Consider the following 20,875-nt stretch of genomic DNA (forward strand, 5'->3'; position numbering starts at 1 on the left):
GCCAGGAGGCCCCACGACGCGGGCCGCCCGCCGTTCACACGCTCCAGTGCTCGAACGGCAGGCCGGTCAGCGCCCGCAGCCGTGCGGCCTCCGGCGCCAGCAGCTCCTTGAGCCGCGCCTCGGTCCCGGGCGCGAGGGTGGGACGCTCGACGAGGTTCCCCGAGCGGCGCCAGGCCGCCATGCTGATCATCTTGCGCGGCCCGGCGGGCAGGCGTCGTACGGCGCGCAGGAGCGGCCCGCGGCGCAGCTTCAGCACCCAGGCGGGGATCTGGTACTTCTCCTCGAGCGTGTTGTGGCGCCCGTAGTCCTCGGCGCTCACGTCGGGCGGCGTCAGGCCGAGGAAGGTGAAGACCCGGGCCATCGTGCCGACGACGTCGGCGCCGAGGTCGGCGAGGTCGAGCACGAGGATCTGCTCCGCCGGGTAGCGACGCAGGAACTCCTCCAGCTGGGTGGCGTAACGGCTCGACGCCATCACCGCGTTGGCCGGGTCGGCGGCGTCGACGGCCTCCTCGTCGAGCGTGCGGTGGGCGTGGTGCCACTGCAGCTGCTCGACGTAGTCGGCGACGATCCGGTCGACCGGGTCGCGGACCAGGTAGATCAGCTTGGCGTCGGGGACCAGGTCGGCCATCCGGTCCACCACCCCCGGTACGACGGGGAACTTGGTGTAGTGCGGCGAGGACTCCACCCGGATGCGGGTGCCCGTGGGGAAGTGGTCCTGGTAGCGACCGACCCAGCCGAGCGCGCCCGGGTCGGAGAAGAAGCGCATCTCCTTCTCGGTCGACACCGCGACGTCGGGGTGGACGTCGAGGTAGTTGTGCATGCTCGTCGTACCGGCCTTCATGGCGCCGATCACGATCACGTTCGGAAGGCGGTCGGGGTCCGGCGTCGTCGGCACCGCGTCCGCCCGGGCCACGCGGTTGCGCGGCGCGAAGTGCGCGGAGCAGTTCACGCAGGCGTCGAGCGGGTGCCCCTCGGAGCGCAACGACCAGCCCAGCTTCGTCATCTGCTCGGGGGTGCCGACGGTCAGCACCGGGGGGATGCAGACGTCACACTGCAGGGAGACCTGGGCACCGGGAACCTCGGCAAGCACGACCACGGGCGTGAGAATACGGCCCAGCCGTCGTTGGTGATGTGTAAGGTCGCGTCGTGCGACAGGCCCTCACGACTCTTGTGTTCCTGCTGCCGCCGAGCGGACTCAAGATCCGCCTCCTCAACCGGCTCGGGCACCAGATCCACCCGACGGCCGTCATCGGCATCTGCCTGGTCCGCCGGGTCGAGCGGTTCGAGGTCGGCGAGCGGTCGCTGATCCACCACTTCAACCTGTTCCGCGACCTCCGCCTGGTCAAGCTCGGCGAGGGCTGCCGGATCATGCTGTTCAACCAGGTCGTCGGCGACTCCGGCTACGAGCCCGGCGCCGAGCAGACCGAGAACCTGCGCACGCTGCGGCTGGGCGACTTCTCGCACATCATCAGCCAGCACTACCTGGACTGCGGCGGCGGCGTGGTGCTCGGCAACGAGACCTGGGTGACCGGGATCCGCTCGACGCTGCTGTCCCACGCCTTCGACCCCACCAACGGCGGCGTCATCCTCGACCCGGTCACGATCGGCGACCGCGCGGTCGTGGCGACGTCCTGCACGATGCTGCCCGGCACGACGATCGGCGAGGGCGCCCTCATCGCTGCCGGGTCGACGACCTGGACCGGCCAGGAGGCCAAGGGCGGCCACCTGCACGGCGGTGTGCCGGCTCGCCGGCTCGCCGCGATCGACATCCCCGCACATGTCTACCTGCGGGCCCGTCACCCCGGGGCCACCGGTGTCGTTGCCCCTCCGAACCCCCCATCTGAGTAGAGGCTGGCATGAACGAAGTTGAGACCAGGATCGTCGCGATCGTCACGGAGCTCCTCGAGCGCTCCGACCGCGAGGACCTCACCGTGACCCTCGAGTCCCGCCTGCACGGCGACGACGGCCTCGGCCTGGACTCGCTCCAGACCGCCGAGCTGTCGGCGATCCTCGAGGACGAGCTCGGCACCGACCCGTTCGGCGCCGGCCTGCTTCCCGAGACCGTCGGCGAGGTCGTGGCGTTCTACGCCGACCAGGCCGCGGCCTCCGCATGAGCGCACCCGAAGGTTCGGCGGCTCCCCGCACCGTCATCATCACCGGCGGCAGCCGGGGTCTCGGCGAGGGGATCGTCCAGCACTTCCTCGACGCCGGCGACCGGGTCGCCACCTGTGCTCGCAGCGAGACCGACGCCGTGCGCACCTGGCAGAAGGACCCGGCCTACGACGGCCGGTTCCTCTTCCGCGAGGTCGACCTCGCGGACCGCGAGGCCTGCACCGCGTTCGTCAAGGACGTCCTCGGTGAGTGGAAGTCGGTCGACATCCTCGTCAACAACGCCGGCGTCGCCCGCGACGGCATCCTGGCGCTGTTCTCCGACGAGGACACCGACACGGTCATCGACCTGAACCTCAAGGCGACCATCCACCTGAGCCGCCAGATCGTCCGCAACATGCTGGCGCACGGCGGCGGCCGGATCGTGAACATCTCCTCGATCACCGGCCTGACCGGCTACCGCGGGCTCAGCGTCTACGGCGCCACCAAGGCCGCCCTCGACGGCTTCACACGCGGTCTCGCCCGCGAGGTCGGCTCGCGCAAGATCACGGTCAACAGCATCGCCTCGGGCTACCTCAAGACCGAGATGAGCCACGGCCTCGACGACGGCCAGCTGCAGCAGATCATCCGTCGTACGCCGGCGGGCCGGCTCGGCGACCCCGAGGACATCGCGCGCGCGATCGCCTTCCTGGTCGACGAGAAGAACGACTGGATCACCGGTCAGGTGCTCGTGGTCGACGGCGGCCTCACCGCCTGACCCGGACGACAGCAGCGCCGCAGGCCTGACGGGCTCGCCCGTCAGGCCTGTCGCGTCTCCACGCCCTGCCGGCCGCGCGCGGCGTGGCGGCCCCTGGGGGCGCGGTTGTCCCAGGCGATGGCGACCCACCAGCAGGCGGTCGAGGCCGCCGTACCGACGGCCATGGCCCACAGCGCACCCTCGGCGTCGCCGAGCGCGGCACCGGCGACCATGCAGACGCCGATCAGCAGCAGCGCCACGATGTCGGTCACCATCGCGGTCTGGATCCGGTGCCGGCCGATCAGTGCCGCGCGCAGGCCGCTCTGGCCCGCCATCAGCAGCACCTTGCAGCTGATGGCCAGCATCAGCGGCTGGACGAGGTCCCATGCCTCGCCGAGGACCGCCCACCCGATCGGGTCGGGGAGGAACACCAGGACCAGCAGGTTGACCACGCCGACGGCCACGCAGATCACGATCGCCTTGCGGACGTGGCCCCACCAGGCGCCCTGGTCCTCGCGGTCGCGGGCGATGTCGGTGGCGGCGGCGGTCGAGACGGCCAGCTGGACGGCGGTGCTGGGGGCGGCCAGCAGCGTCGCCGCCCGGTACGCCGCCACGGCGAGCGCCGAGCTGAACAACGTCATGAGCGAGGCGAAGAGCAGGGTGATGCCGCTGCTCGCGACGCCGCTGACCAGCGAGCGCCACGAGAACGACCAGTGCTCGCGCACCCAGGCGACGCCGTCGCGGTCGGGCAGGCCGTACTGCACGAAGACCCAGAGCCCGGAGATGCCCCCGGCCCAGCTCCACAGCAGCACCGGCCAGACCAGGCTGTCGAGACCCCCGGCCAGCGCGCCCCCGAAGCCGACGATCATGAGCAGGAACCACAGTCCGTCGATCACGACGGCCCGGCCCGGCTCGCGGCGCGCGATCGAGAGGTAGCGGCCGACGTCCTGGACGACCAGCAGCGGCATGGGTACGGCGAGCGCCAGCACCGGCCACGCCAGCGCACTGCCCGACAGCAGCAGTCCCGCACCGGCCAGACCGGTGAGCACGCCAGCGGCGAGCCCGGTCACCGTGGCCGAGGCCAGGATCGTGCGCGGCCGCTCGTCGGCCTCCTCCGGGTGCACGACGACGGTGGTCGAGATCAGGCTGCGCACGGCGACCTGGGCCACCGTGTAGACCATCACGATCAGGCTGAACCGCCCGAAGTCGACCGGGTCGAAGGCGTGCGCGACCCAGATCAGCGCGGCGATGTTCGACAGGCTGGAGAGCACCTGGTCGACCGTGATCAGGCTGAGCCGGCTCCCCGCGCCCTTCTGCCGCGGCGCCGCCTCAGTGGCCTCCTCTGTTGCGCTCACCGGCCCGCCGCGACATCGTCCAGGAAGGCGCGGTAGGTCGCGATGAGGCCGGCCGAGCGGTCCACGTCGATGCGGTTGTCGTCGGTCGCGATGGTGTGCACGAGCCGGCCGCGGTAGCTCAGCGTCGCCACGAACACCACCTGGTTGGGGGCAGGCGCGAGCTGGCCCTGCACGAAGGTCAGCCACTCCGGGTCGGTGCCCGGGTCGATGACGCCCATGTTGCTCACGACCAGGCACGGCGGCCCGGCGCTCAACGCGGCCGCCACCAGGTTGCGCCCCGTCTCGAGGTCCTCGACCTTCTCGGTGCGGGTGAGCTGGAAGAAGAGGTCGCCCTCGCCCCGCGCGAGAGCCTCGCGGATCGTCGCGACGATCTCGCCGGAGAGCGTCCACGGGTCGGTCGGGTCCACGCGGAAGGGGCGCGCCAGCACCGCAACGGACATCGCGGTGGGGGCGTCGGGGGTCGGGCTGGGCGTCGACAGGTCGGCGGGTACGGCGAGCTGCACCGTCGCGCGCCCGTCGCCGCCCGGCGCGTCGGCGTCGCACAGCTCGCGCGCCACGATGCCGAGCCACGCCGCGGCCACGGTCGAGAATGCGCTCGATCGGTGCGCCCGACCGGCGGCCAGGAAGGCTGCCGCGGGCTCCGGCTCGAGGACCAGCTGCTGCAGCCGCGGCCGCGCCGGCACGGAGGTCTCCGGCCACCACTCCGGTCCGGGGGTCCCGAGCTCGAGGTTGCGCGCGCGGATCGTGCGCAGCAGCTCGAACATCGCCGTACGGTCCTGCTGCCACGCGTGGGCGTCCTCCACGGGCGGCGGCGGGGTCGACAGCTCCTGCTGCTCGGGGATGTCCTGGCCGTCGAGCAGGCGCACCAGCCACTGGACCTCGCCGAGGCCGATCCGGCCGTCGAGCAGCGCGTGGTGACCGAGCAGGATCAGCCGCGAGCGCCCCTCCTCGCGGCTGCACAGGTGGAGGAGCCTGGGCGCGAGGCCGAGCTCGTGGCGAACGGTGGCCTCCTCGTCGAACACCTGGTCCCAGGCGTCCGTGGGCAGCTCACGCGTCGTGAGGTGGCCGGGCGCGACGCCCGGGTCGGCGAGGGTGAGGTCGTCGGTGGCGACCGCGCGGCCGAGGATCCGGCGGGCACGGAACTCGTCCCACACGGCGGCGACGGTCTCGTGCTCGAAGCAGCGCGCGAGGTCCGCGGAGATCATCACGTTGCTCGGCCACTGGTGGTCGAGGAAGGTGTAGTACTTCTCCGGGGTCGTCATCGGACGGTGCACGCCCACGTCAGTGGTCACCCCCGGACATTGTTCGAGGGTGGCCCGTGCTCCGGGTGCGTGCCCGGCAAGGCGGCGGAGCGAAGTCGTACTCGTTCGTCCAACGAGCGACGCCAACGCCGCCGGGTGCGTGCCCGGGGTGCGGGACACGCGAACAAGGTCCGGGGGTGGCCACTCACTGCTCCTCTTCGTAACCCGGTGCAGAACGCACCGGCTCCCTTTCCAACGCTCGCGACGGGCGAGCGTCACGATCCTCCCACCCGTCGCGGTGCCTTGCTCGTGCTCGGCCATACTGGCGCCATGATCCGCCTGCTCGAACGAGCCGCCGCCGCAGTGCCGGACCAGCCGGCCGTGGTCACCACCGAGGCCACCACGTCGTACGCCGGCCTGCTGGCCGCCGCGCGCACGGTCGGCGCCGCCCTGCGCGAGAGCGGCATCGACCGCTTCGCGGTGGTCGAGCCGGACGCCGGCCGGGTGCTCGCCCTGCTCGCCGGCGCCGCGCTCGTCGGCGCCGAGCCCTGCCAGTACCAGCCCGACATCGACGCCACGCAGTTCCGCGAGCAGGCCGCCGCACTGGGCCACACCGTCGTCGTCTCCCGCCGCGACGACCTCGCGGGCGAGGGCCTCGTCGTCGTACGGCCGGACGAGCTGACCTCCGACTCCCCCGTCACGGACTCCGGCGACGACGGCGAGCAGCCGATCCTGATCCGCACCACCGGCACGACGGGCCTGCCCAAGGCGGCCCGCCACGACTGGTCCGTGCTGGCCCGCACCGCACGCGACACCAGGGCCCGTCCCGGGCAGCGCTGGTTGCTCGCCTACGGCCCGCAGCAGTTCGCCGGCATCCAGGTGCTCCAGCACGTGATGGCGATCCAGGGCACCCTCGTCGCACCCTTCCCGCGCCAGCCCCGCGACGGCCTCGAGGCGTTGCTGACCCAGCAGCTCGACTGCGTCAGCGCGACGCCGACGTACTGGCGCTTCCTGCTCGCCGAGGCGCGCAGCCGCGGCGTCGCCCTGCCGCCGCTCGCACAGGTGACGCTCGGCGGGGAGGCCAGCTCCCCCGACCTGCTCACCGACCTCCGCGCCGCGCTGCCGGGCGCCCGGATCTCGCAGGTCTACGCCTCGACCGAGTTCGGTTCGATCGCCTCCGTGGGCGACGGCCGCCCCGGCCTGTCCGTCGCGAGCCTGTGGAGCGAGGAGAACCCCGACGGCCTGCTGCGGGTGGTCGACGGCCAGCTCTGGGTGCGCGCCGGCACCGGCATGAGCGGGTACGCCGGCGACCGGTCCGACACGCCCGTCGAGGAGGACGGGTGGGTCCCCACCGGCGACCTCGCAGAGGTCGTCGAGGACCGCGTCCTCTTCCGCGGCCGCAACTCCGAGGTCATCAACGTCGGCGGCGTGAAGGTCCACCCGCTGCCCGTCGAGGAGCGGATCAGCGCGCTGCCCCAGGTCTCGATGGCCCGGGTCTTCGGTCGTCCCAACCGCCTGACCGGTGCGATCGTCGCCGTCGAGATCGTCCCGACCGGCGACCCGGAGGCCGTCGACACCAGCGACCTGCGCCGCGCCGTCAAGGAGGCGGTCGCCGACCTGCCCAGCGCCTGGCACCCCCGCAGCGTCTCCGTCGTGACCGATCTCGAGACCCGCGGGGCGAAGACCGTCCGCGGGATGGTCGAGTAGCCCGCCTCACCAGCTCCGCGGGGTTTCCCCTGCCCACGCCGGGCAGGTCCGTTATCCTCCGCAGCAACTGCCGGTCCGTCCGAGGCCGGCCGAAACCTGGCACGGAGGATCCCTTGCCGTCTGACTTCGCCTACAGCTCCCTGCGCCGACTGGCGTCCGCGCCCGGTGCGCGCCACGTGATCCAGCGGATGCGCGGTGAGCAGGACGAGATCCGGCTGGCCATCGGTCGCCTCGAGAGCCACCTCCTCGACGTCCGGAAGCCGAGCCGGCTCGAGGACGCCGAGTTCAAGGTGTTCTCCCAGTTCGGCGAGGACGGCATCATCCAGCACCTCGTGCGCAGCGTGGCGCCCGCCGAGACCACCTTCGTCGAGATCGGCACCGGCGACTACCGCGAGTCCAACACCCGCTTCCTGCTGCAGAACAACAACTGGCGCGGCGTGGTGATCGACGGCGGGGAGGCGCACGTCCAGTTCGTGACGGGCACCGAGATGGCGTGGCGCTACGACGTCGAGCCGGTGTCGGCGTTCGTGACGAAGGAGAACGTCAACGCCCTCATCAGCGACAACGGGCTGCGCGGGCCGATCGGGCTGCTGTCCGTCGACGTCGACGGCATCGACTACTGGCTGTGGGACGCGATCGACGTGGTGGAGCCGGCCATCGTCGTCTCCGAGTACAACGCCCTCTGGGGCCCGGACGCGACCATCACGGTCCCCTACGACCCGTCGTTCGTGAACGTCGAGGCGCACTACTCGATGCTCTACTTCGGCGCCTCGCTCGGGGCACTCGTGCACCTCGCCGGCAAGAAGGGCTATCGCTTCGTGGGCTGCGCGAGCAACGGCGCCAACGCCTTCTTCGTCCGCGAGGACCTCGCCGGGGACCTGCCGGCGCACACGGCCCGGTCCGGCTTCCGCGAGGCCCACTTCCTCACCGGGCGCAACCCCGACCGCACCCTGTCGCGCGAGCGCAGCATCGCCAAGCGCCTCGCCCTGATCGGGCAGCAGCCGGTCATCGACGTCACGACGGGACAGGAGACCACCGTCGCGGCAGCCGTCGGCGCCCGGGGCGTCGAGTGAGGCACCGCCTCCGGGTCCTCCGGGCCCACGCCCTGGCGTGGGTCGGGCTGCTGCGCCTGGCCGTCGCGATCGCGCGCGGCCGGGTCGACCAGGTCTGGGTCGGCGACTCCCACGCCGCCTACTTCGTGGCCGACCATTTCCCGCCGATGGTCGTGGGCAGCACCGCCGAGCGGCGCTGGGTGTGGCACCTCGGCCCGCGGCTGATGTTCTCGATCGCCCGTGACGGCTTCAAGCCCGAGATGCACCGCGCCCTCCGCATGCTCGGTCGCGTGCCCCACAGCCGCGAGGTGACGTGGGTCTTCAGCTTCGGCGAGATCGACAACCGCTGCCACCTCGCGCCACGGGTCGCCGACGGCCTCGACCTCGACTTCGTCGCCGCCTACGTCGACCGGATCCGCGGCGCCGTCACGGACCTGGGGGCCCCGAGCGGGCTGGTGCTGTTCCCGCCGCCGCCGGCGCTCGAGGACTTCGTCCACGAGTCCTTCCCGGTCCGCGGCACCAACGAGGAGCGGCTGGTCACGCACCGGATGCTGCGCGCGCGGCTGGCCGACGAGATCAGCGCGCCCGCCTCCGGGCCGCGGTTGGTCGCGCTCGACCTCACCGACGACCTGTCCGACCCGCAGGGCTGGTTCGACACCGCGCTGCACTTCGACGGCGTGCACGCCAACGACGCGGGCCGGGCGCTCGCCCAGACCCGCCTGCACGAGCTCCTCGCGCAGGCCTGACCCCCGTGGCCGCAGGCTGCGCATCTCCGGCGGGCGCTGCGGCTGGTCAGGGGGTTGCGTTCGCAAGCGGCAGCGACGGCGAACGCTGGGCGATGGGTCGGGTCCGGCGGCCGGATTGCGGTCCGGCGCTCGCAAGGGACCCCTCGTTTGGGCAGGAACCGCAAGTTTCGGGCCGATTGTTCTGCGGTTTGTGACCACTCGAAGGGGTCACCGGCACGCAACGGACCAGCACCCGCTGGGCGGCCGCCCCGGGAGCCACCGCTCGCGGGTCAGAGCGTGCCCGGCACCAGCTTCTCGATCGCCGCCCGGCCGTCCTCGTCGTCGACGTGCACGACGGCCACGTCCCAGTAGGCCCGGCCCCGGGTGCGCTGGTTGGCCGGCGCGTCCAGCACCGCTGCTCCGTGCGCGCCGGCGTCGGCGGTCGTCGTACGACCGATCGGGGTGGCCCCGTTGTCCCACACCGCGACGTCGCGGTAGCCGAGCGCCTCGAGCCGGCTCCACACACTGAGCGGGTCGTGCCCGGCGATGCGGGTGAGGTACGGGTCGTACTCGAAGAACAGCACCGGCTTGGTGTCGGCCCACGCCTCGGCGACGGCCGGGACCAGCTCGACGTCGTAGCCGTCGGTGTCGGACTTGACCAGGCGCAGCTGGTCGAAGTCCGGGTGGTCGGCGCGCAGTTTGGCCGGCGAGACCATCGGCATCGCGTCCGCGTCGCCGCCCTCGGCGAAGCGGGTCGTGCCGCCCGTGCGGACGGCGGTGCGCGCAGCCTGCGCGTCGTCGACCGACAGCAGCGCCTCGACGACCGCGACCCGGTCGTCGCGGTCGACGTTGCGGTGCAGGAACTCGAGGTACGCCGGGTCGGCCTCGATGCAGAGCACCTTGCCGTCGGCGGCGTTGAGGATCTGCACCGTCGAGTCGCCGACGTTGGCTCCGATGTCGAGGACCGTCAGCGGCGAGCTCTCCGCCAGCAGCCGGGCCAGCTCGACCAGGTTCTGGCCGTACGCCGGACCCCAGAGCGCGTAGTCGGGGAGCCGGTGCGACCACGGCAGCACCAGGGTCACACCCTGGACCTCGCGGACGACGGGCCGGAACGGGAACTGGTCGCGGATCAGCCAGCCCAGCCGCCGCTTCGCGATCGAGGCAATGTCAGCCGGTCGCATCATCCACCGATTTCCTTCTTGTGCTGGACCAGGCGGCCGAGGTGCTCGATGTCGGAGTCGACCATCAGCTCGGCCAGGCCCTTGGCGTGGGTCTGCGCGCGCCAGCCGAGGACGTCGCGCGCCTTGGAGGCGTCACCGATGAGCGCGTCGACCTCGGTCGGGCGCTCGTAGGACTTGTCGTAGCGGACGTGGTCCTCCCAGTTGAGCCCCGCGTGGGAGAAGGCGTACTCGCAGAACTCGCGGACCGTCGTACCGACCTCGGTGGCCAGCACGAAGTCCTGGGGCTCGTCGTGCTGCAGCATCCGCCACATGCCCTCGACGTACTCGGGGGCGTAGCCCCAGTCGCGGACGGCCTCGAGGTTGCCGAGGTCGAGGTGGTCGGCGATGCCGAGCTTGATGGAGGCGACGCCCAGGGTGATCTTGCGGGTCACGAAGCTCTCGCCGCGGCGGGGCGACTCGTGGTTGAAGAGGATGCCGGAGACGGCGAAGAGGTCGTAGGCCTCGCGGTAGTTGACCGTCACCCAGTGGGAGTAGAGCTTCGCGGCGCCGTACGGCGAGCGCGGGTAGAACATCGTCGACTCGTTCTGCGGGGGCGGGGTCGCGCCGAACATCTCGGACGTCGACGCCTGGTAGAACCGGCAGTCGATGCCGGCCGCGCGGATCGCCTCGAGCAGCCGCAGCGTGCCCACGGCGTCGGTCGACGCGGTGTACTCGGGGAGCTCGAAGGACACCTTCACGTGGCTCTGCGCGCCGAGGTTGTAGACCTCGTGGGGGGTGATGTCACGGATCTGGTTGCTCAGGCTGACGCCGTCCGTGAGGTCTCCGTAGTGGAGGTGGAGGTCGGCCGACTCGTTGAGGTGATCGATCCGGCTCCGGTTCAGGGTGGAGGAACGACGGACGAGTCCGTGGACCTCGTACCCCTTCGAGAGCAGGAGTTCAGCGAGGTAGGAGCCGTCCTGACCGGTGATTCCGGTGATGAGCGCACGCTTGGTCACGGGGGCACAGTATCGTCGCCCATCGTGCGTGTGCTGGTAGATGCCGTCCTTGCCCGTCCCGGCAGCGTCTCAATTGTCGTCCAGCACCTGGTGCGTGGCTGGGTCGAGGCTTTTCCGGACGACCACATCACCGTCCTGTTCGGTCCTGACAGCGAGCGCTTCGCCACGCCGCCCTCCGTCGCGACCACCGAGATCTCCGGCACCGGTCCCCTCGGCAAGCTGTGGTCACGCTCCGGCGCGATCCGTCGCGCGGCCCGCGAGCTCGACGTCGACGCCGTCCTCAGCTCCGCGCCGGCGAGCAGCCTGCTCGGCACCCGCCAGCCGCGCGGCCTGATCTTCTACGACCTGCGCCACGAGCTCCGCCCGGGCCAGTTCTCCCGGAAGACGCGGATCGCGCGCCGGGTGTCGTGGGCGTGGAGCATGCACCTCGCCGACGGCATCTTCTGCATCTCCGACCGCAGCCGCGACGACCTGCGCAGCCGCCACCCGCGCCTGGGCCGCACCGCCGTCACCGCCGCCCTCGGCTCCGACCACGCCCTCGCGTGGCGCCGTCCCGAGCCGGGCGAGCGCCCGTACGCCCTGGCCTTCGGCCACTTCGGCAACAAGAACGCCGACGCCGTGATCGCCGGGTGGGCCGACTTCGTCGCCGCCCACCCCGGCTGGGTGCTGCGCCTGGTCGGCATGGGCCGCGCCGACCGCGAGGCCGCGCAGGCTCAGGTCGACCGGCTCGGGAGCACCGACAGCGTCGAGCTGATGCCGTGGCTCGACGACGAGGCCTTCGGCGAGTGCTTCGCCGGCGCCGGCATGGTCGTCTTCCCCTCCGACTTCGAGGGCTTCGGCCTGCCTGCGGCGGAGGCGCTGCGCCTGGGCATCCCCACCGTCGTGTCCGACGACCCGGCGCTGGCCGAGGTCACCGGCGGGTACGCCGTCGTGACTGCCTCCACGAAACCGGCCGACCTCGCGGTCGCGATGGGCCGGGCCACCGAGCTGTCCGCCGAGCGGATCGCGGAGGGGCAGGCCTTCGCGGAGGCGTTCACGTGGCGTCGTACCGCCGAAGTGGTCCGTTCCGGACTGATCCTCGTCTGAAATGTCCCCGGACCTGCTGTACTACCGTCCGTCCCCCACGTCCGTTCGCCCCCACCGGAGTCGTGCATGACCCACTGCCCTGCCTGCGCGGGCACCCGCGTCCACACCGCCGTGGCCTCCCGGGCCACCGGCCGCCGGATCAGCACCTGCCGTGACTGCGGCGTGCGCTACTGGTCCGACCACATGGCCGAGGAGCGGATGGACGCGATCGTCATCCAGAAGGAGTGGTCGGCCGACGACTACGGCGACTGGGTCGACATCAAGCGCGAGGGCGCCGGGCCCGGCGCCTGGCGCGAGGCGCTCGGCTGGATCGGCGAGGCGCTCGGCGAGCGCGGCGACCGCCGACCGCTGATCTACGACATCGGCGCCGGCGACGGCGAGTTCCTCAGCGTCGCGCGCGACGAGTTCGGCTACGACGTCACGGGCAACGAGATCGTGGCCGGTGCCGTCGAGCTGGCGCGCGAGCGCCACGGCGTCCGCCTGGACCTCGGCGGTCTCGAGGCCCACGGCCACGTCGAGATCGCCGACGCCGTCACGCTGTGGTGCGTGCTGGCCCACGTGAACGAGGGCGACGAGCTGCTCTCGGACATCCACACGATGCTGCGCCCCGACGGCGTCCTCTTCCTCCAGACCCCGCACTGGACGGCGGCCGACCAGGCCGCCCACCTGGTCAAGCGGGCCACGCGCGGGCGCGCGAGCCAGGTCCCCGACCGCCGGATCGCCCAGCACCACTGGATCCTGCACACCAGGCGCAGCATCACCGCCCAGCTCGAGCGGCTCGGGTTCGTGGACGTCGTGGCGGAGCCGCGGCTGCGCTACACGCTCACGTCGGAGGCGTACGTCCTGTCGCTGAACCCGCCGTCGTGGTCGGTCCGCCCGGCCACCAAGATGCTGGACAAGCTGGTCTCCAGCCCGGTCGCGCCGCGCATCGTGCTCGACGTACGGGCACGCAAGGGCCGGGCGTAACGACCCGGCCCTTGGGGGCTCAGCGGTTCAGCACCTTCCGCACCAGCCGCCAGATCACGGGCTGGGTGATGATCTTCCGCACGATCGCGCGCAGCCACAGCGGCCGGATGATCGCGCGGGCCACGCGCGAGATCCAGCTGTCGGTGCGCACCATGATCAGCTCGAGCTCCTCCTCGACCTTGCGGTTGCGCTCCACGGCCGGGGGGTGACGCAGCGGCAGCTCGAGCGGGCGCGCCGGGATCGAGTCCTTCTGCGCGCGCGTGTTGGACGCGCCCTCGCCGTACCCGTCGTTCTCGATCAGGTTGTGCCGCGGGACGGCGGACAGCCCGTTCTGGTTGATGATCGTGACCCACCAGTGGTGGTCCCAGAAGTACGACGACGGGTCGACGTCGGTCGACACCTTGGTGAAGTGCCGCTTGCCGGCCTCCGACACCAGGGCGTCCGGGTGCGGCGGCGCGGGGACCGCGCGCTGCGGCGGGACGAGCTGCCCGGGCTGGTCGACCGGGACGTGCTCGCGGTTGAACAGCTTGCGGTGCGCCTGCCACCGGTCGGCCCACGACGCCCAGCCCCAGATGCTCGCCCAGGTCGCGAAGTCGTAGCTGTAGTCGTGGAAGTAGGACTCAGGCACCTCGTGGGTGTCACCCGAGATCAACCAGACCTTCTTCTCGTCGCGGTAGCGCTCGAGCAGCTCCTCGCAGTAGATGAAGAAGGTCGGGTCGGCGATGCAGTCGTCCTCGAGGAAGATCGCGCGGTCGACCTGCGAGAAGACCCAGTCGATGCCGGCCTCGATGTTGGGGTCGAGCCCGCGGTTGGTCTCCGCGAAGCGCGGCACCACCTGGCAGGGCCAGTCGACCTCGTTCATGATCAGCTCGCGCACCGCGGCGCACTGCCGCGCGTCGTTCTCGTTGCCCTCCCGCGGGCCGTCGGCGACGACGAACAGCCGCTCCGGCTTCGCGGCCCTGATCGCCGCCAGGGTGCGTCGGGTCAGGTCCGGTCGGTTGAACACGAACATGACGACTGGTGTCTGCAACGACATCTCCTCTTGCTGCGGTGATTCGCGATCCGGGGCGACCATATCCGTCCCGAACGCGTCGTGCCGCTGATACAGTCGCGCCCGCTCGAATCGCCACGGCCTCGCAGTGGACAAACCCCCGAGTCCGACAAGATGGGACCCCCACCATGAACGACTTCTGGTACGGCAAGCGTGTGCTCATCACGGGCGGCGACGGCTTCGTGGCCAGCAACCTGGCCGACGCGCTGATGAAGAAGGGCGCGGTCGTGACCATCACGGTCCGCCACAACCGCCCGGTGCCGACGGCCGACCTGCTCGGGCACATCGACCGTCCCGACGTCGAGGTCTGCGACATGGACGACTTCGCGCAGGTCCAGCGCGTGGTCAACCGCCACCAGATCGACACGATCTTCCATCTCGCCGCATCGGCCATCGTCAGCGATGCGGCCAACGCGCCGATGAGCACGCTGCACAACAACATCCTCCCGACGATGAACCTGCTCGAGGCCGCGCGCATCAACGAGGTGCCGCGCGTCGTGATCGCCTCGACCGACAAGTCCTACGGCGACCACGCCGACGCCGACGACCCCGAGCCGCTGCCGTACGTCGAGACCCACGCGCTGCGCGGCCTCGACGTCTACTCGGCCTCCAAGGCCTGCGCGGACCTGATCACGCAGACCTACTCGTTCCAGTTCAAGGTGCCGGCGCTGATCGTGCGCTCGTGCAACATCTACGGCTCCGGCGACCTGAACTTCTCGCGCCTGATCCCCCGCACCAGCCTGCGGATGATGGCCGGCAAGGCCCCGGTCATCAACCTCGGCAACGCCGACGTGCTGCGCGAGTACATCTACATCGACGACCTGTGCGACGCCTACCTGTTCCTCGCCGAGAACATGGAGCGCCACTACGCCCAGGAGATGCCGCGCACCGGCCGCTCGACGTACGGCTGGGCGGCCTACAACGTCGGCGCCTTCACCTCCGGCACCGACCAGCCGATCGAGAGCTTCTCGAACATCAAGAGCGTCACCCAGGTCATCGACACCATCAAGGGCGTCCTCGGCACCGACCTCGAGCCGACCACCATCCCGAAGCCGGACAACTTCATCGAGATCCCGGACCAGTTCCTCGACTCGAAGAAGCTCCACGACTTCGGCTTCGTCCCGAAGATCGACTTCACCGAGGGCGTACGCCGCACCATCGACTGGTACGCCAAGCACCAGGAGCTGCTGACCAAGCTCGGCGCACGCTACGTGCTCGACTGAGACACCCCGCCTTCCGATCAGCCCCGTCCGGTGCGAGCGCACCGGACGGGGCTGGTGTCCTTTTCGCCGCCCGACGAGCCCACCTGTCACGGACGGACGCCGGTCGGGTGCGGTTTCCTGGACGGTCGGCTTTCCAAACGGCAGCGACGGCGAGGCCTGGGCGGTGGGTCGGGTCCGGCGGCCGGGTTACGGACCGGCGCTCGCAGGAGGGCCCCGTTGTGGGCAGAAACTGCAGGTTCCGGGCCGTTCTTCTTGCGGTTTGTGCCCAATCGACGGGTGTCCTGGCCGAGATCGGACCCGCGAGCGATCCACGCCCGTCGGCGGCCGCCTTGGCGGCGGCGCGGGCGAAGCCCGTGCCGACAACCGCGCCGACAGCCGACCGGCAGGGCCCCGGGGTCAAGGCCGCCGAAGGCGCCGCGCAGCGGGCGAGCGCAGCGAGCGCCTTGACGCCGGGGGACGGTCGGCTACGCGCGGCCGCCGGAGCTACCGCGACGAGCCACCGCAGCAGGCGCCGCTACACGTACGCCAGTGATTCTTCGGCGCCCGTCCGCAGCCGCTCGAGGTCGGCGGCGACCATCGCGTCGATCGTCTCCTCGAAGCTGACGCTCGCACGCCAGCCGAGCGCGGCGGCGGCCGGCTCCGGGTCCGCGACGAGGAAGGCCGTGTCGGCAGGCCGCACGAGGGCGGGGTCCTGCTCGACGTACCCGTCGGCGCCGTCGAGCCCCGCGGCGACGAAGGCACGCTCCACGAGGTCGCGCAGGCCGTGGGGGCGTCCGGTGCCGATCGGCAGGTCCACCGGTACGTCGGCCGCGAGCATCAGCCGCACGGCCTCGACGTAGTCGCCCGCGAAGCCCCAGTCGCGCACCACGTCGAGGTTGCCGAGCACCAGCCGGTCGCTCTTGCCGAGCGCGATCTCGGCCGCGCCGCGGGTGATCTTGCGGCTGACGAAGGTCTGCGCCCGCAGGGGGCTCTCGTGGATGTAGAGGCGGCCGAAGCAGGCGGCCAGGCCGGCGTCGCGCGCCGCGCGGACGACGTCCTCTGCCGCGGCCTTCGACCGGGCGTAGGGGCTCGCGGTCGCTTCCCCGCTCACCTCGGCCGACGACGCCTGGAAGAGGCGGACGTCGCGCCGCGTGCGGTCGCGCAGCCGGCGGGCCGCGTCGACGAGCACCTCGACAGCGGTCTGGTTGACCGCGACCGTCAGCTCCGGCTCCTGCCAGCTGCGGCCGACCGAACTGACCGCCGCGAGGTTGTAGACCTCGTCGGGCTCGACGTCCGCGACGAGTGCCGCGAGGCCCGCGGCGTCGCGCAGGTCGAGCTCGCGCAGGTCGACCCCGCCCAGGTATGTCGCGCGGGCGTCGCCGGCACCGAAGCCCGGCGTGACCGTGCCGACGACGCGGTGGCCGTCGGCGACGAGGGAGCGAGCCAGGTAGATCCCGTCCTGTCCGGCGGCTCCGGTCACCAGTGCCGTGCGAACGCGGGATGTCACGGCCGTAGTCTAGGAGGGCCGGGCTGCCCCCACGTCCCGGATCGGCCGTGACGGACGACGAAGGTGTTCGTTGGTAGGGCATCGCTGGGGGGCGACCATCACACTCTTCTTGGAGGAACAAGCATGAACGCGGGCCCAGTGGATGTTCTCGTCGCGGGTGGCGGTGGCTTCATCGGAGGTCACCTGGTCGCCGACCTGCTCGCCCAGGGCAAGACCGTTCGCTCGGTCGACGTGAAGCCGCTCGACGAGTGGTACCAGGTCCACCCGGACGCGCAGAACAGCGTCGGCGACCTCTCCCTCCTCGACCAGGCCGAGGCCGCGACCCAGGGCGCGCGCGAGGTCTACATGCTCGCCGCCGACATGGGCGGCATGGGCTTCATCGAGAACAACAAGGCCCTGTGCATGCTGACGGTGCTGACCAGCACGCACATGCTGCAGGCCGCGCAGAAGTACGACGTCGAGCGCTACTTCTACTCCTCGTCCGCGTGCGTCTACGCCGCCGACAAGCAGACCGACCCGTCGGTCACCGCCCTCAAGGAGTCCGACGCCTACCCGGCCATGCCGGAGGACGGCTACGGCTGGGAGAAGCTCTTCTCCGAGCGGATGGCCCGCCACTTCCGCGAGGACTTCGGCCTCACCACGCGCATGGCCCGCTACCACAACGTCTACGGCCCCGAGGGCACGTGGACCGGCGGTCGCGAGAAGGCCCCCGCCGCCGTCTGCCGCAAGATCGCCGAGGCGGTCATCTCCGGCAAGCACGAGCTGGAGATCTGGGGCGACGGCGAGCAGACCCGCAGCTTCATGTACATCGACGACTGCGTGAAGGGCTCCCAGATGATCCTGGCGAGCGACCACGTCGAGCCGATCAACCTGGGCTCCGCCGAGCTGGTGTCGATCAACCAGCTGTACTCCATCGTCGAGGACATCGCCGGCATCACGTGCAAGCGCAACTACGACCTCAGCGCGCCGCAGGGCGTCCGGGGCCGCAACTCCGACAACACCGAGATCAACGAGGTCTTCGGCTGGGAGCCCTCGATCAGCCTCGCCGACGGCCTGGCGAAGACCTATGCGTGGGTCTACGACCAGGTCAAGCGCGCGCAGGGCTGACGCGTTGCGGATCCTCGTCCACGACCACAGCGGGCACCCCTTCCAGGCCGAGCTGAGCCGTGAGCTGGCCCGGCGCGGGCACGACGTCACCCACTCGTACGTCGAGGGCTACGTCTCGGGCAAGGGCAAGCTCGAGGCAGCCCCCGGCGAGACGATCACCTTCGAGGGGATCGGCGGCGCCAAGGTCATCGACAACCAGGCGATGCTCCAGCGCCTGGTCCGCGAGACCGCTCGCGGGTTCGAGCTGGTGCGCCACGTCCGGAAGGTCAACCCGGACATCGCGCTGATGTCGAACGTGCAGATCCCGACGCTGGTGATCTTCGCGTTCTTCATGGCCGTGCTGCGGCGCCCGTGGGTGCTGTGGCACCAGGACGTCTACGCCGTCGCGATCCGCTCGTTCGCGGGCAAGAAGCTCCCGAAGGGCTTCGCGCTCGTCGCCCGGGCGTTCGAGGTGGCCGAGCGCTGGTGCTCGCGGCGGGCCGCGGCCATCGTCGTGATCGCGCCGTCCTTCGTCCCGGTCCACGAGAAGTGGGGTACGGCCGACAAGGTCACGGTGATCCCGAACTGGGCACCGCTCGACGAGATCCGGCCGACCCCGCGCAAGAACGAGTGGGCCGCCGAGAACGGGCTCGACGACGTCCAGACCCTGGTCTACTCCGGCACGCTGGGCCTCAAGCACAACCCGGCACTGCTGGTCCGCCTCGCCAAGGCGACCATCGACGCCGGCCGCCCGGTGCGACTGGTCGTCGTGAACTCGGGCCCGGCGGTCGACGTGCTGAGTGCCGAGGCGCAGCGCCTCGGCGTCGAGATCACACTGCTCCCCTTCCAGCCCTACGAGCGGCTGCCGGAGGTGCTCGGCACGGGTGACCTGCTCGTCGTGCTGCTCGAGCAGGAGGCCGGGGCCTTCTCCGTCCCGTCCAAGACCCTGTCCTACCTCTGCGCCGGCCGGCCGGTGCTCGGGCTGATGCCGGGCGAGAACCTCGCCTCGGCGCTCGTGACCCGCGCCGGCGGCCTGGTGCTGCCCCCGACCGACGCCTCGATGCCTGAGGCCGCCGCCTGGGTCGCGAAGGTCCTGACCGACGACGACCTGCGCCAGGAGCTCGGGGAGGCGTCCCGCGACCTCGCCGAGCAGGAGTTCGCGCTGCAGCGCCTGGCCTCGAGGTTCGAACAGCTGCTCGAAAAAGGAAAACGCTGAGAGGCATTGCCTCGAACGTTTCGATGTAACACGTATCTCTTTCTGAACTCGCTCGTTGGCTTGCATGTGCGGGTGCCCCCATCCCGCATCGCGGCGACCGGATATCTCGGGCTGGTCATCGACAGGAGGTTTGCAGCTTTGCGCAAGCGCGTTTTCGACGTCGTCGTCATCTGCCTCGCTGCCGTCGTCTGGGTCCCTGTGGTGACCCTCTCGGCTGCGGCCGTCCTCATCTTCTCCGGACGCCCGATCTTCTACCGCTCCCGGCGGTGGGTCGGCCCCGGCACCATCATCGAGATGGTGAAGCTGAGGGTGATGGTCCGCGACGCCAACAAGGTGGTCGCCCCGGTCGACGCCGGCCGGTTCCTGAACACCCCGCCCGACTCGCCCCTCTACACCGGTGTCGGTCGGATCCTCGACCGCCTCGGCCTCAACGAGATCCCCCAGTTCGTCCACGTCCTGCGTGGCGACATGACCATCGTCGGCGCCCGCCCCCTGACCGAGATGGTCCGCGAGGCGCTCGTCGAGCTCCACCCCGACCTCGACACCCGGTGGGAGACTCCCGCCGGCCTCACCGGCCTGCCGCAGCTGATCGGCCGGCACGGGGTCACCGACCAGCAGCGACTCGAGCTCGAGGCGGCCTACTCGCACCGCGCCGCGACCCGGCCCAGCGTGATCCTCGACTTCCGGATCCTGCTGTCCACGGTCCTGATCACCTTCGGGCTCAAGAAGCCGATGACCTACGACAAGGCCATGGCCATGGCGATCGGCCGGCCGGCCCGTCGTACCGTCCAGGTCCCCGACCTCAGCACCGGCTACTACGGTGCCGAGGCGGACGTCGCCTGACGCCCACCAGCACGCACAGGAGCCCCCGGCCAGTGGCCGGGGGCTCCTGCGTCGGTGCGGGCCCGCGTCAGCGCATCTGGATGGCGACCTGGCCGAAGTAGTGCCAGGCGTGGGCCAGCACGTCGTACTCCCGCATGTACGCCGAGCAGTAGTCCTCCAACGCCCGGAACTCGTTGAGCGCCGAGGAGAACTCGTCGAAGATCACGATCGTCCCGGGCGTCAGCAGAGCGTTGAACCGGGTCAGCACGTAGAGCGCGGACGAGTACAGGTCGGCGTCGATGTGCACGACCATCTGGTGCCGCGGCGTGAACGTCTCCAGGAACGGGTCGACGCTCTCCTGGAACCAGCCGGCGACGAACGAGACCCGCTCGTCGTCGATCTCCGGCACCACTCCCTGGAGGTCGAAGTGCGCGGCCGCGATGCTGCGGTCGAAGCGCTTCCACTCCTCCGGCAGGCCCTCGAACGAGTCGAAGCCGAAGAAGCGGGAGTCCCGGTTCGTGTTGAGGTCGGCCCAGTGCCGGACCGAGCGGCCCTCGAACACGCCGAACTCGAGGTAGTCGATCGCCTTGTCGCCGATCAGCTCGGCGTGCAGGTGGTCGTACATGAGCTCGCGGTCCGTGAACGCCGGGGTGCCGGCCGGGACGTGCTCACGACGCCACGTCTCGATCTTGGGGAGGTTGACGATCGTGTCGAGGCGGCGGCTGTCGCGTCCGGCCTTCGCGATCGCGACCTTGGACGAGAGCCGCGCCCTCGCCAGGGCGCGCTGTACTGCTGCTGGGGGCATCACCGAGATCTCCTGCGGCGCCGTGTGGGGTGG

General features: G+C 71.1%; 20 protein-coding genes. 12 read left to right on the plus strand and 8 right to left on the minus strand.

The window, feature by feature from the left end; translation table 11 throughout:
• Window positions 1–34: 34 nt before the first annotated feature.
• Complete coding sequence (locus ASE20_RS14720) at window positions 35–1,096, minus strand: sulfotransferase family protein (RefSeq protein WP_056895323.1); 1,062 nt, start codon at window positions 1,094–1,096, stop codon at window positions 35–37.
• 50 nt (window positions 1,097–1,146) lie between these two features.
• On the opposite strand from ASE20_RS14720, the gene ASE20_RS14725 reads away from it, so the two are divergent.
• From ASE20_RS14725 to ASE20_RS14735, 3 genes are read left to right on the plus strand one after another with little or no spacing between them, the layout of a single operon-like run.
• Window positions 1,147–1,848 (plus strand): acyltransferase, encoded by a 702-nt coding sequence (locus ASE20_RS14725; RefSeq protein ID WP_157538454.1) that lies wholly within the window; start codon window positions 1,147–1,149, stop codon window positions 1,846–1,848.
• Between the two features lie 8 nt (window positions 1,849–1,856).
• Window positions 1,857–2,114: a phosphopantetheine-binding protein gene (locus ASE20_RS14730; RefSeq protein WP_056895325.1), complete on the plus strand. Its 258-nt coding sequence runs from the start codon at window positions 1,857–1,859 to the stop codon at window positions 2,112–2,114.
• Window positions 2,111–2,866: an SDR family NAD(P)-dependent oxidoreductase gene (locus ASE20_RS14735; protein WP_056895326.1), complete on the plus strand. Its 756-nt coding sequence runs from the start codon at window positions 2,111–2,113 to the stop codon at window positions 2,864–2,866. Before ASE20_RS14730 ends, ASE20_RS14735 begins: the two co-directional genes overlap by 4 nt.
• 41 nt (window positions 2,867–2,907) lie before the next feature.
• Here ASE20_RS14735 and ASE20_RS14740 read toward each other — a convergent pair whose 3' ends face one another.
• Both ASE20_RS14740 and ASE20_RS14745 read right to left on the minus strand, forming a co-directional pair.
• The gene (locus tag ASE20_RS14740) at window positions 2,908–4,200 is read right to left on the minus strand and encodes a hypothetical protein (RefSeq protein WP_056895327.1); all 1,293 of its coding nucleotides are present in this window, start codon (window positions 4,198–4,200) and stop codon (window positions 2,908–2,910) included.
• Window positions 4,197–5,492 (minus strand): phthiocerol/phthiodiolone dimycocerosyl transferase family protein, encoded by a 1,296-nt coding sequence (locus tag ASE20_RS14745; protein ID WP_056895328.1) that lies wholly within the window; start codon window positions 5,490–5,492, stop codon window positions 4,197–4,199. The genes ASE20_RS14740 and ASE20_RS14745 overlap by 4 nt, the downstream gene beginning before the upstream one ends.
• A 279-nt stretch (window positions 5,493–5,771) precedes the next feature.
• On the opposite strand from ASE20_RS14745, the gene ASE20_RS14750 reads away from it, so the two are divergent.
• From ASE20_RS14750 to ASE20_RS14760, 3 genes are all read left to right on the plus strand, one after another.
• Window positions 5,772–7,148, plus strand: coding sequence for a class I adenylate-forming enzyme family protein (locus ASE20_RS14750; protein WP_056895329.1), 1,377 nt, complete (start codon window positions 5,772–5,774; stop codon window positions 7,146–7,148).
• A 113-nt stretch (window positions 7,149–7,261) separates the two neighbouring features.
• The gene (locus tag ASE20_RS14755; RefSeq protein ID WP_056895330.1) at window positions 7,262–8,221 is read left to right on the plus strand and encodes a hypothetical protein; all 960 of its coding nucleotides are present in this window, start codon (window positions 7,262–7,264) and stop codon (window positions 8,219–8,221) included.
• Window positions 8,218–8,946 carry a hypothetical protein gene (locus ASE20_RS14760; RefSeq protein ID WP_056895331.1) on the plus strand — a complete coding sequence of 243 codons (729 nt, stop codon included), beginning with the start codon at window positions 8,218–8,220 and terminating at the stop codon, window positions 8,944–8,946. Before ASE20_RS14755 ends, ASE20_RS14760 begins: the two co-directional genes overlap by 4 nt.
• A gap of 269 nt (window positions 8,947–9,215) precedes the next feature.
• On the opposite strand, the gene ASE20_RS14765 is transcribed toward ASE20_RS14760, so the two are convergent.
• Both ASE20_RS14765 and gmd read right to left on the minus strand, forming a co-directional pair.
• Window positions 9,216–10,109: an FkbM family methyltransferase gene (locus tag ASE20_RS14765; protein WP_056895332.1), complete on the minus strand. Its 894-nt coding sequence runs from the start codon at window positions 10,107–10,109 to the stop codon at window positions 9,216–9,218.
• Window positions 10,106–11,101, minus strand: coding sequence for a GDP-mannose 4,6-dehydratase (gene gmd / locus ASE20_RS14770; protein WP_056895333.1), 996 nt, complete (start codon window positions 11,099–11,101; stop codon window positions 10,106–10,108). Before gmd ends, ASE20_RS14765 begins: the two co-directional genes overlap by 4 nt.
• A gap of 24 nt (window positions 11,102–11,125) precedes the next feature.
• On the opposite strand from gmd, the gene ASE20_RS14775 reads away from it, so the two are divergent.
• Both ASE20_RS14775 and ASE20_RS14780 read left to right on the plus strand, forming a co-directional pair.
• A complete protein-coding gene (locus tag ASE20_RS14775) occupies window positions 11,126–12,187 on the plus strand; it encodes a glycosyltransferase (protein ID WP_157538455.1) in 1,062 nt (353 codons plus the stop codon).
• A gap of 66 nt (window positions 12,188–12,253) precedes the next feature.
• A complete protein-coding gene (locus ASE20_RS14780; RefSeq protein WP_056895335.1) occupies window positions 12,254–13,153 on the plus strand; it encodes a class I SAM-dependent methyltransferase in 900 nt (299 codons plus the stop codon).
• A 19-nt stretch (window positions 13,154–13,172) separates the two neighbouring features.
• Here the strand turns inward: ASE20_RS14780 and ASE20_RS14785 are convergent, their stop codons facing one another.
• On the minus strand, window positions 13,173–14,183 hold the full coding sequence (locus ASE20_RS14785; RefSeq protein ID WP_162261000.1) for a glycosyltransferase family A protein: 1,011 nt from the start codon (window positions 14,181–14,183) through the stop codon (window positions 13,173–13,175).
• A gap of 149 nt (window positions 14,184–14,332) precedes the next feature.
• Here ASE20_RS14785 and ASE20_RS14790 point away from each other — a divergent pair, with 149 nt between their 5' ends.
• Window positions 14,333–15,427: an NAD-dependent epimerase/dehydratase family protein gene (locus tag ASE20_RS14790; protein ID WP_056895337.1), complete on the plus strand. Its 1,095-nt coding sequence runs from the start codon at window positions 14,333–14,335 to the stop codon at window positions 15,425–15,427.
• Window positions 15,428–15,941: 514 nt separating this feature from the next.
• Here ASE20_RS14790 and ASE20_RS14795 read toward each other — a convergent pair.
• A complete protein-coding gene (locus ASE20_RS14795; RefSeq protein WP_082612450.1) occupies window positions 15,942–16,913 on the minus strand; it encodes a GDP-mannose 4,6-dehydratase in 972 nt (323 codons plus the stop codon).
• 123 nt (window positions 16,914–17,036) lie between these two features.
• On the opposite strand from ASE20_RS14795, the gene ASE20_RS14800 reads away from it, so the two are divergent.
• The 3 genes from ASE20_RS14800 to ASE20_RS14810 all read left to right on the plus strand — a co-directional run bounded on the left by ASE20_RS14800 (window position 17,037) and on the right by ASE20_RS14810 (window position 20,058).
• Window positions 17,037–18,020, plus strand: a complete 984-nt coding sequence (locus ASE20_RS14800) for an NAD-dependent epimerase/dehydratase family protein (protein WP_056895339.1) — start codon at window positions 17,037–17,039, stop codon at window positions 18,018–18,020.
• 4 nt (window positions 18,021–18,024) lie between these two features.
• On the plus strand, window positions 18,025–19,215 hold the full coding sequence (locus ASE20_RS14805; protein WP_056895340.1) for a glycosyltransferase family 4 protein: 1,191 nt from the start codon (window positions 18,025–18,027) through the stop codon (window positions 19,213–19,215).
• A 138-nt stretch (window positions 19,216–19,353) separates the two neighbouring features.
• A complete protein-coding gene (locus ASE20_RS14810) occupies window positions 19,354–20,058 on the plus strand; it encodes a sugar transferase (protein ID WP_056895341.1) in 705 nt (234 codons plus the stop codon).
• 67 nt (window positions 20,059–20,125) lie between these two features.
• Here the strand turns inward: ASE20_RS14810 and ASE20_RS14815 are convergent, their stop codons facing one another.
• The gene (locus ASE20_RS14815) at window positions 20,126–20,842 is read right to left on the minus strand and encodes a TylF/MycF/NovP-related O-methyltransferase (RefSeq protein ID WP_157538456.1); all 717 of its coding nucleotides are present in this window, start codon (window positions 20,840–20,842) and stop codon (window positions 20,126–20,128) included.
• Between the last annotated feature and the right edge of the window lie 33 nt (window positions 20,843–20,875).

This window comes from Nocardioides sp. Root240 (genome assembly GCF_001428825.1).
GTDB lineage: Bacteria > Actinomycetota > Actinomycetes > Propionibacteriales > Nocardioidaceae > Nocardioides.

Bases quoted from the DNA above. Each gene is read 5' to 3' on its own strand.
- ASE20_RS14730 (WP_056895325.1), top strand. From the start codon at position 1,857: ATGAACGAAGTTGAGACCAGGATCGTCGCGATCGTCACGGAGCTCCTC.
- ASE20_RS14735 (WP_056895326.1), top strand. From the start codon at position 2,111: ATGAGCGCACCCGAAGGTTCGGCGGCTCCCCGCACCGTCATCATCACC.
- ASE20_RS14750 (WP_056895329.1), top strand. From the start codon at position 5,772: ATGATCCGCCTGCTCGAACGAGCCGCCGCCGCAGTGCCGGACCAGCCG.
- ASE20_RS14765 (WP_056895332.1), bottom strand. From the start codon at position 10,109: ATGATGCGACCGGCTGACATTGCCTCGATCGCGAAGCGGCGGCTGGGC.
- ASE20_RS14780 (WP_056895335.1), top strand. From the start codon at position 12,254: ATGACCCACTGCCCTGCCTGCGCGGGCACCCGCGTCCACACCGCCGTG.
- ASE20_RS14790 (WP_056895337.1), top strand. From the start codon at position 14,333: ATGAACGACTTCTGGTACGGCAAGCGTGTGCTCATCACGGGCGGCGAC.
- ASE20_RS14800 (WP_056895339.1), top strand. From the start codon at position 17,037: ATGAACGCGGGCCCAGTGGATGTTCTCGTCGCGGGTGGCGGTGGCTTC.
- ASE20_RS14815 (WP_157538456.1), bottom strand. From the start codon at position 20,842: ATGCCCCCAGCAGCAGTACAGCGCGCCCTGGCGAGGGCGCGGCTCTCG.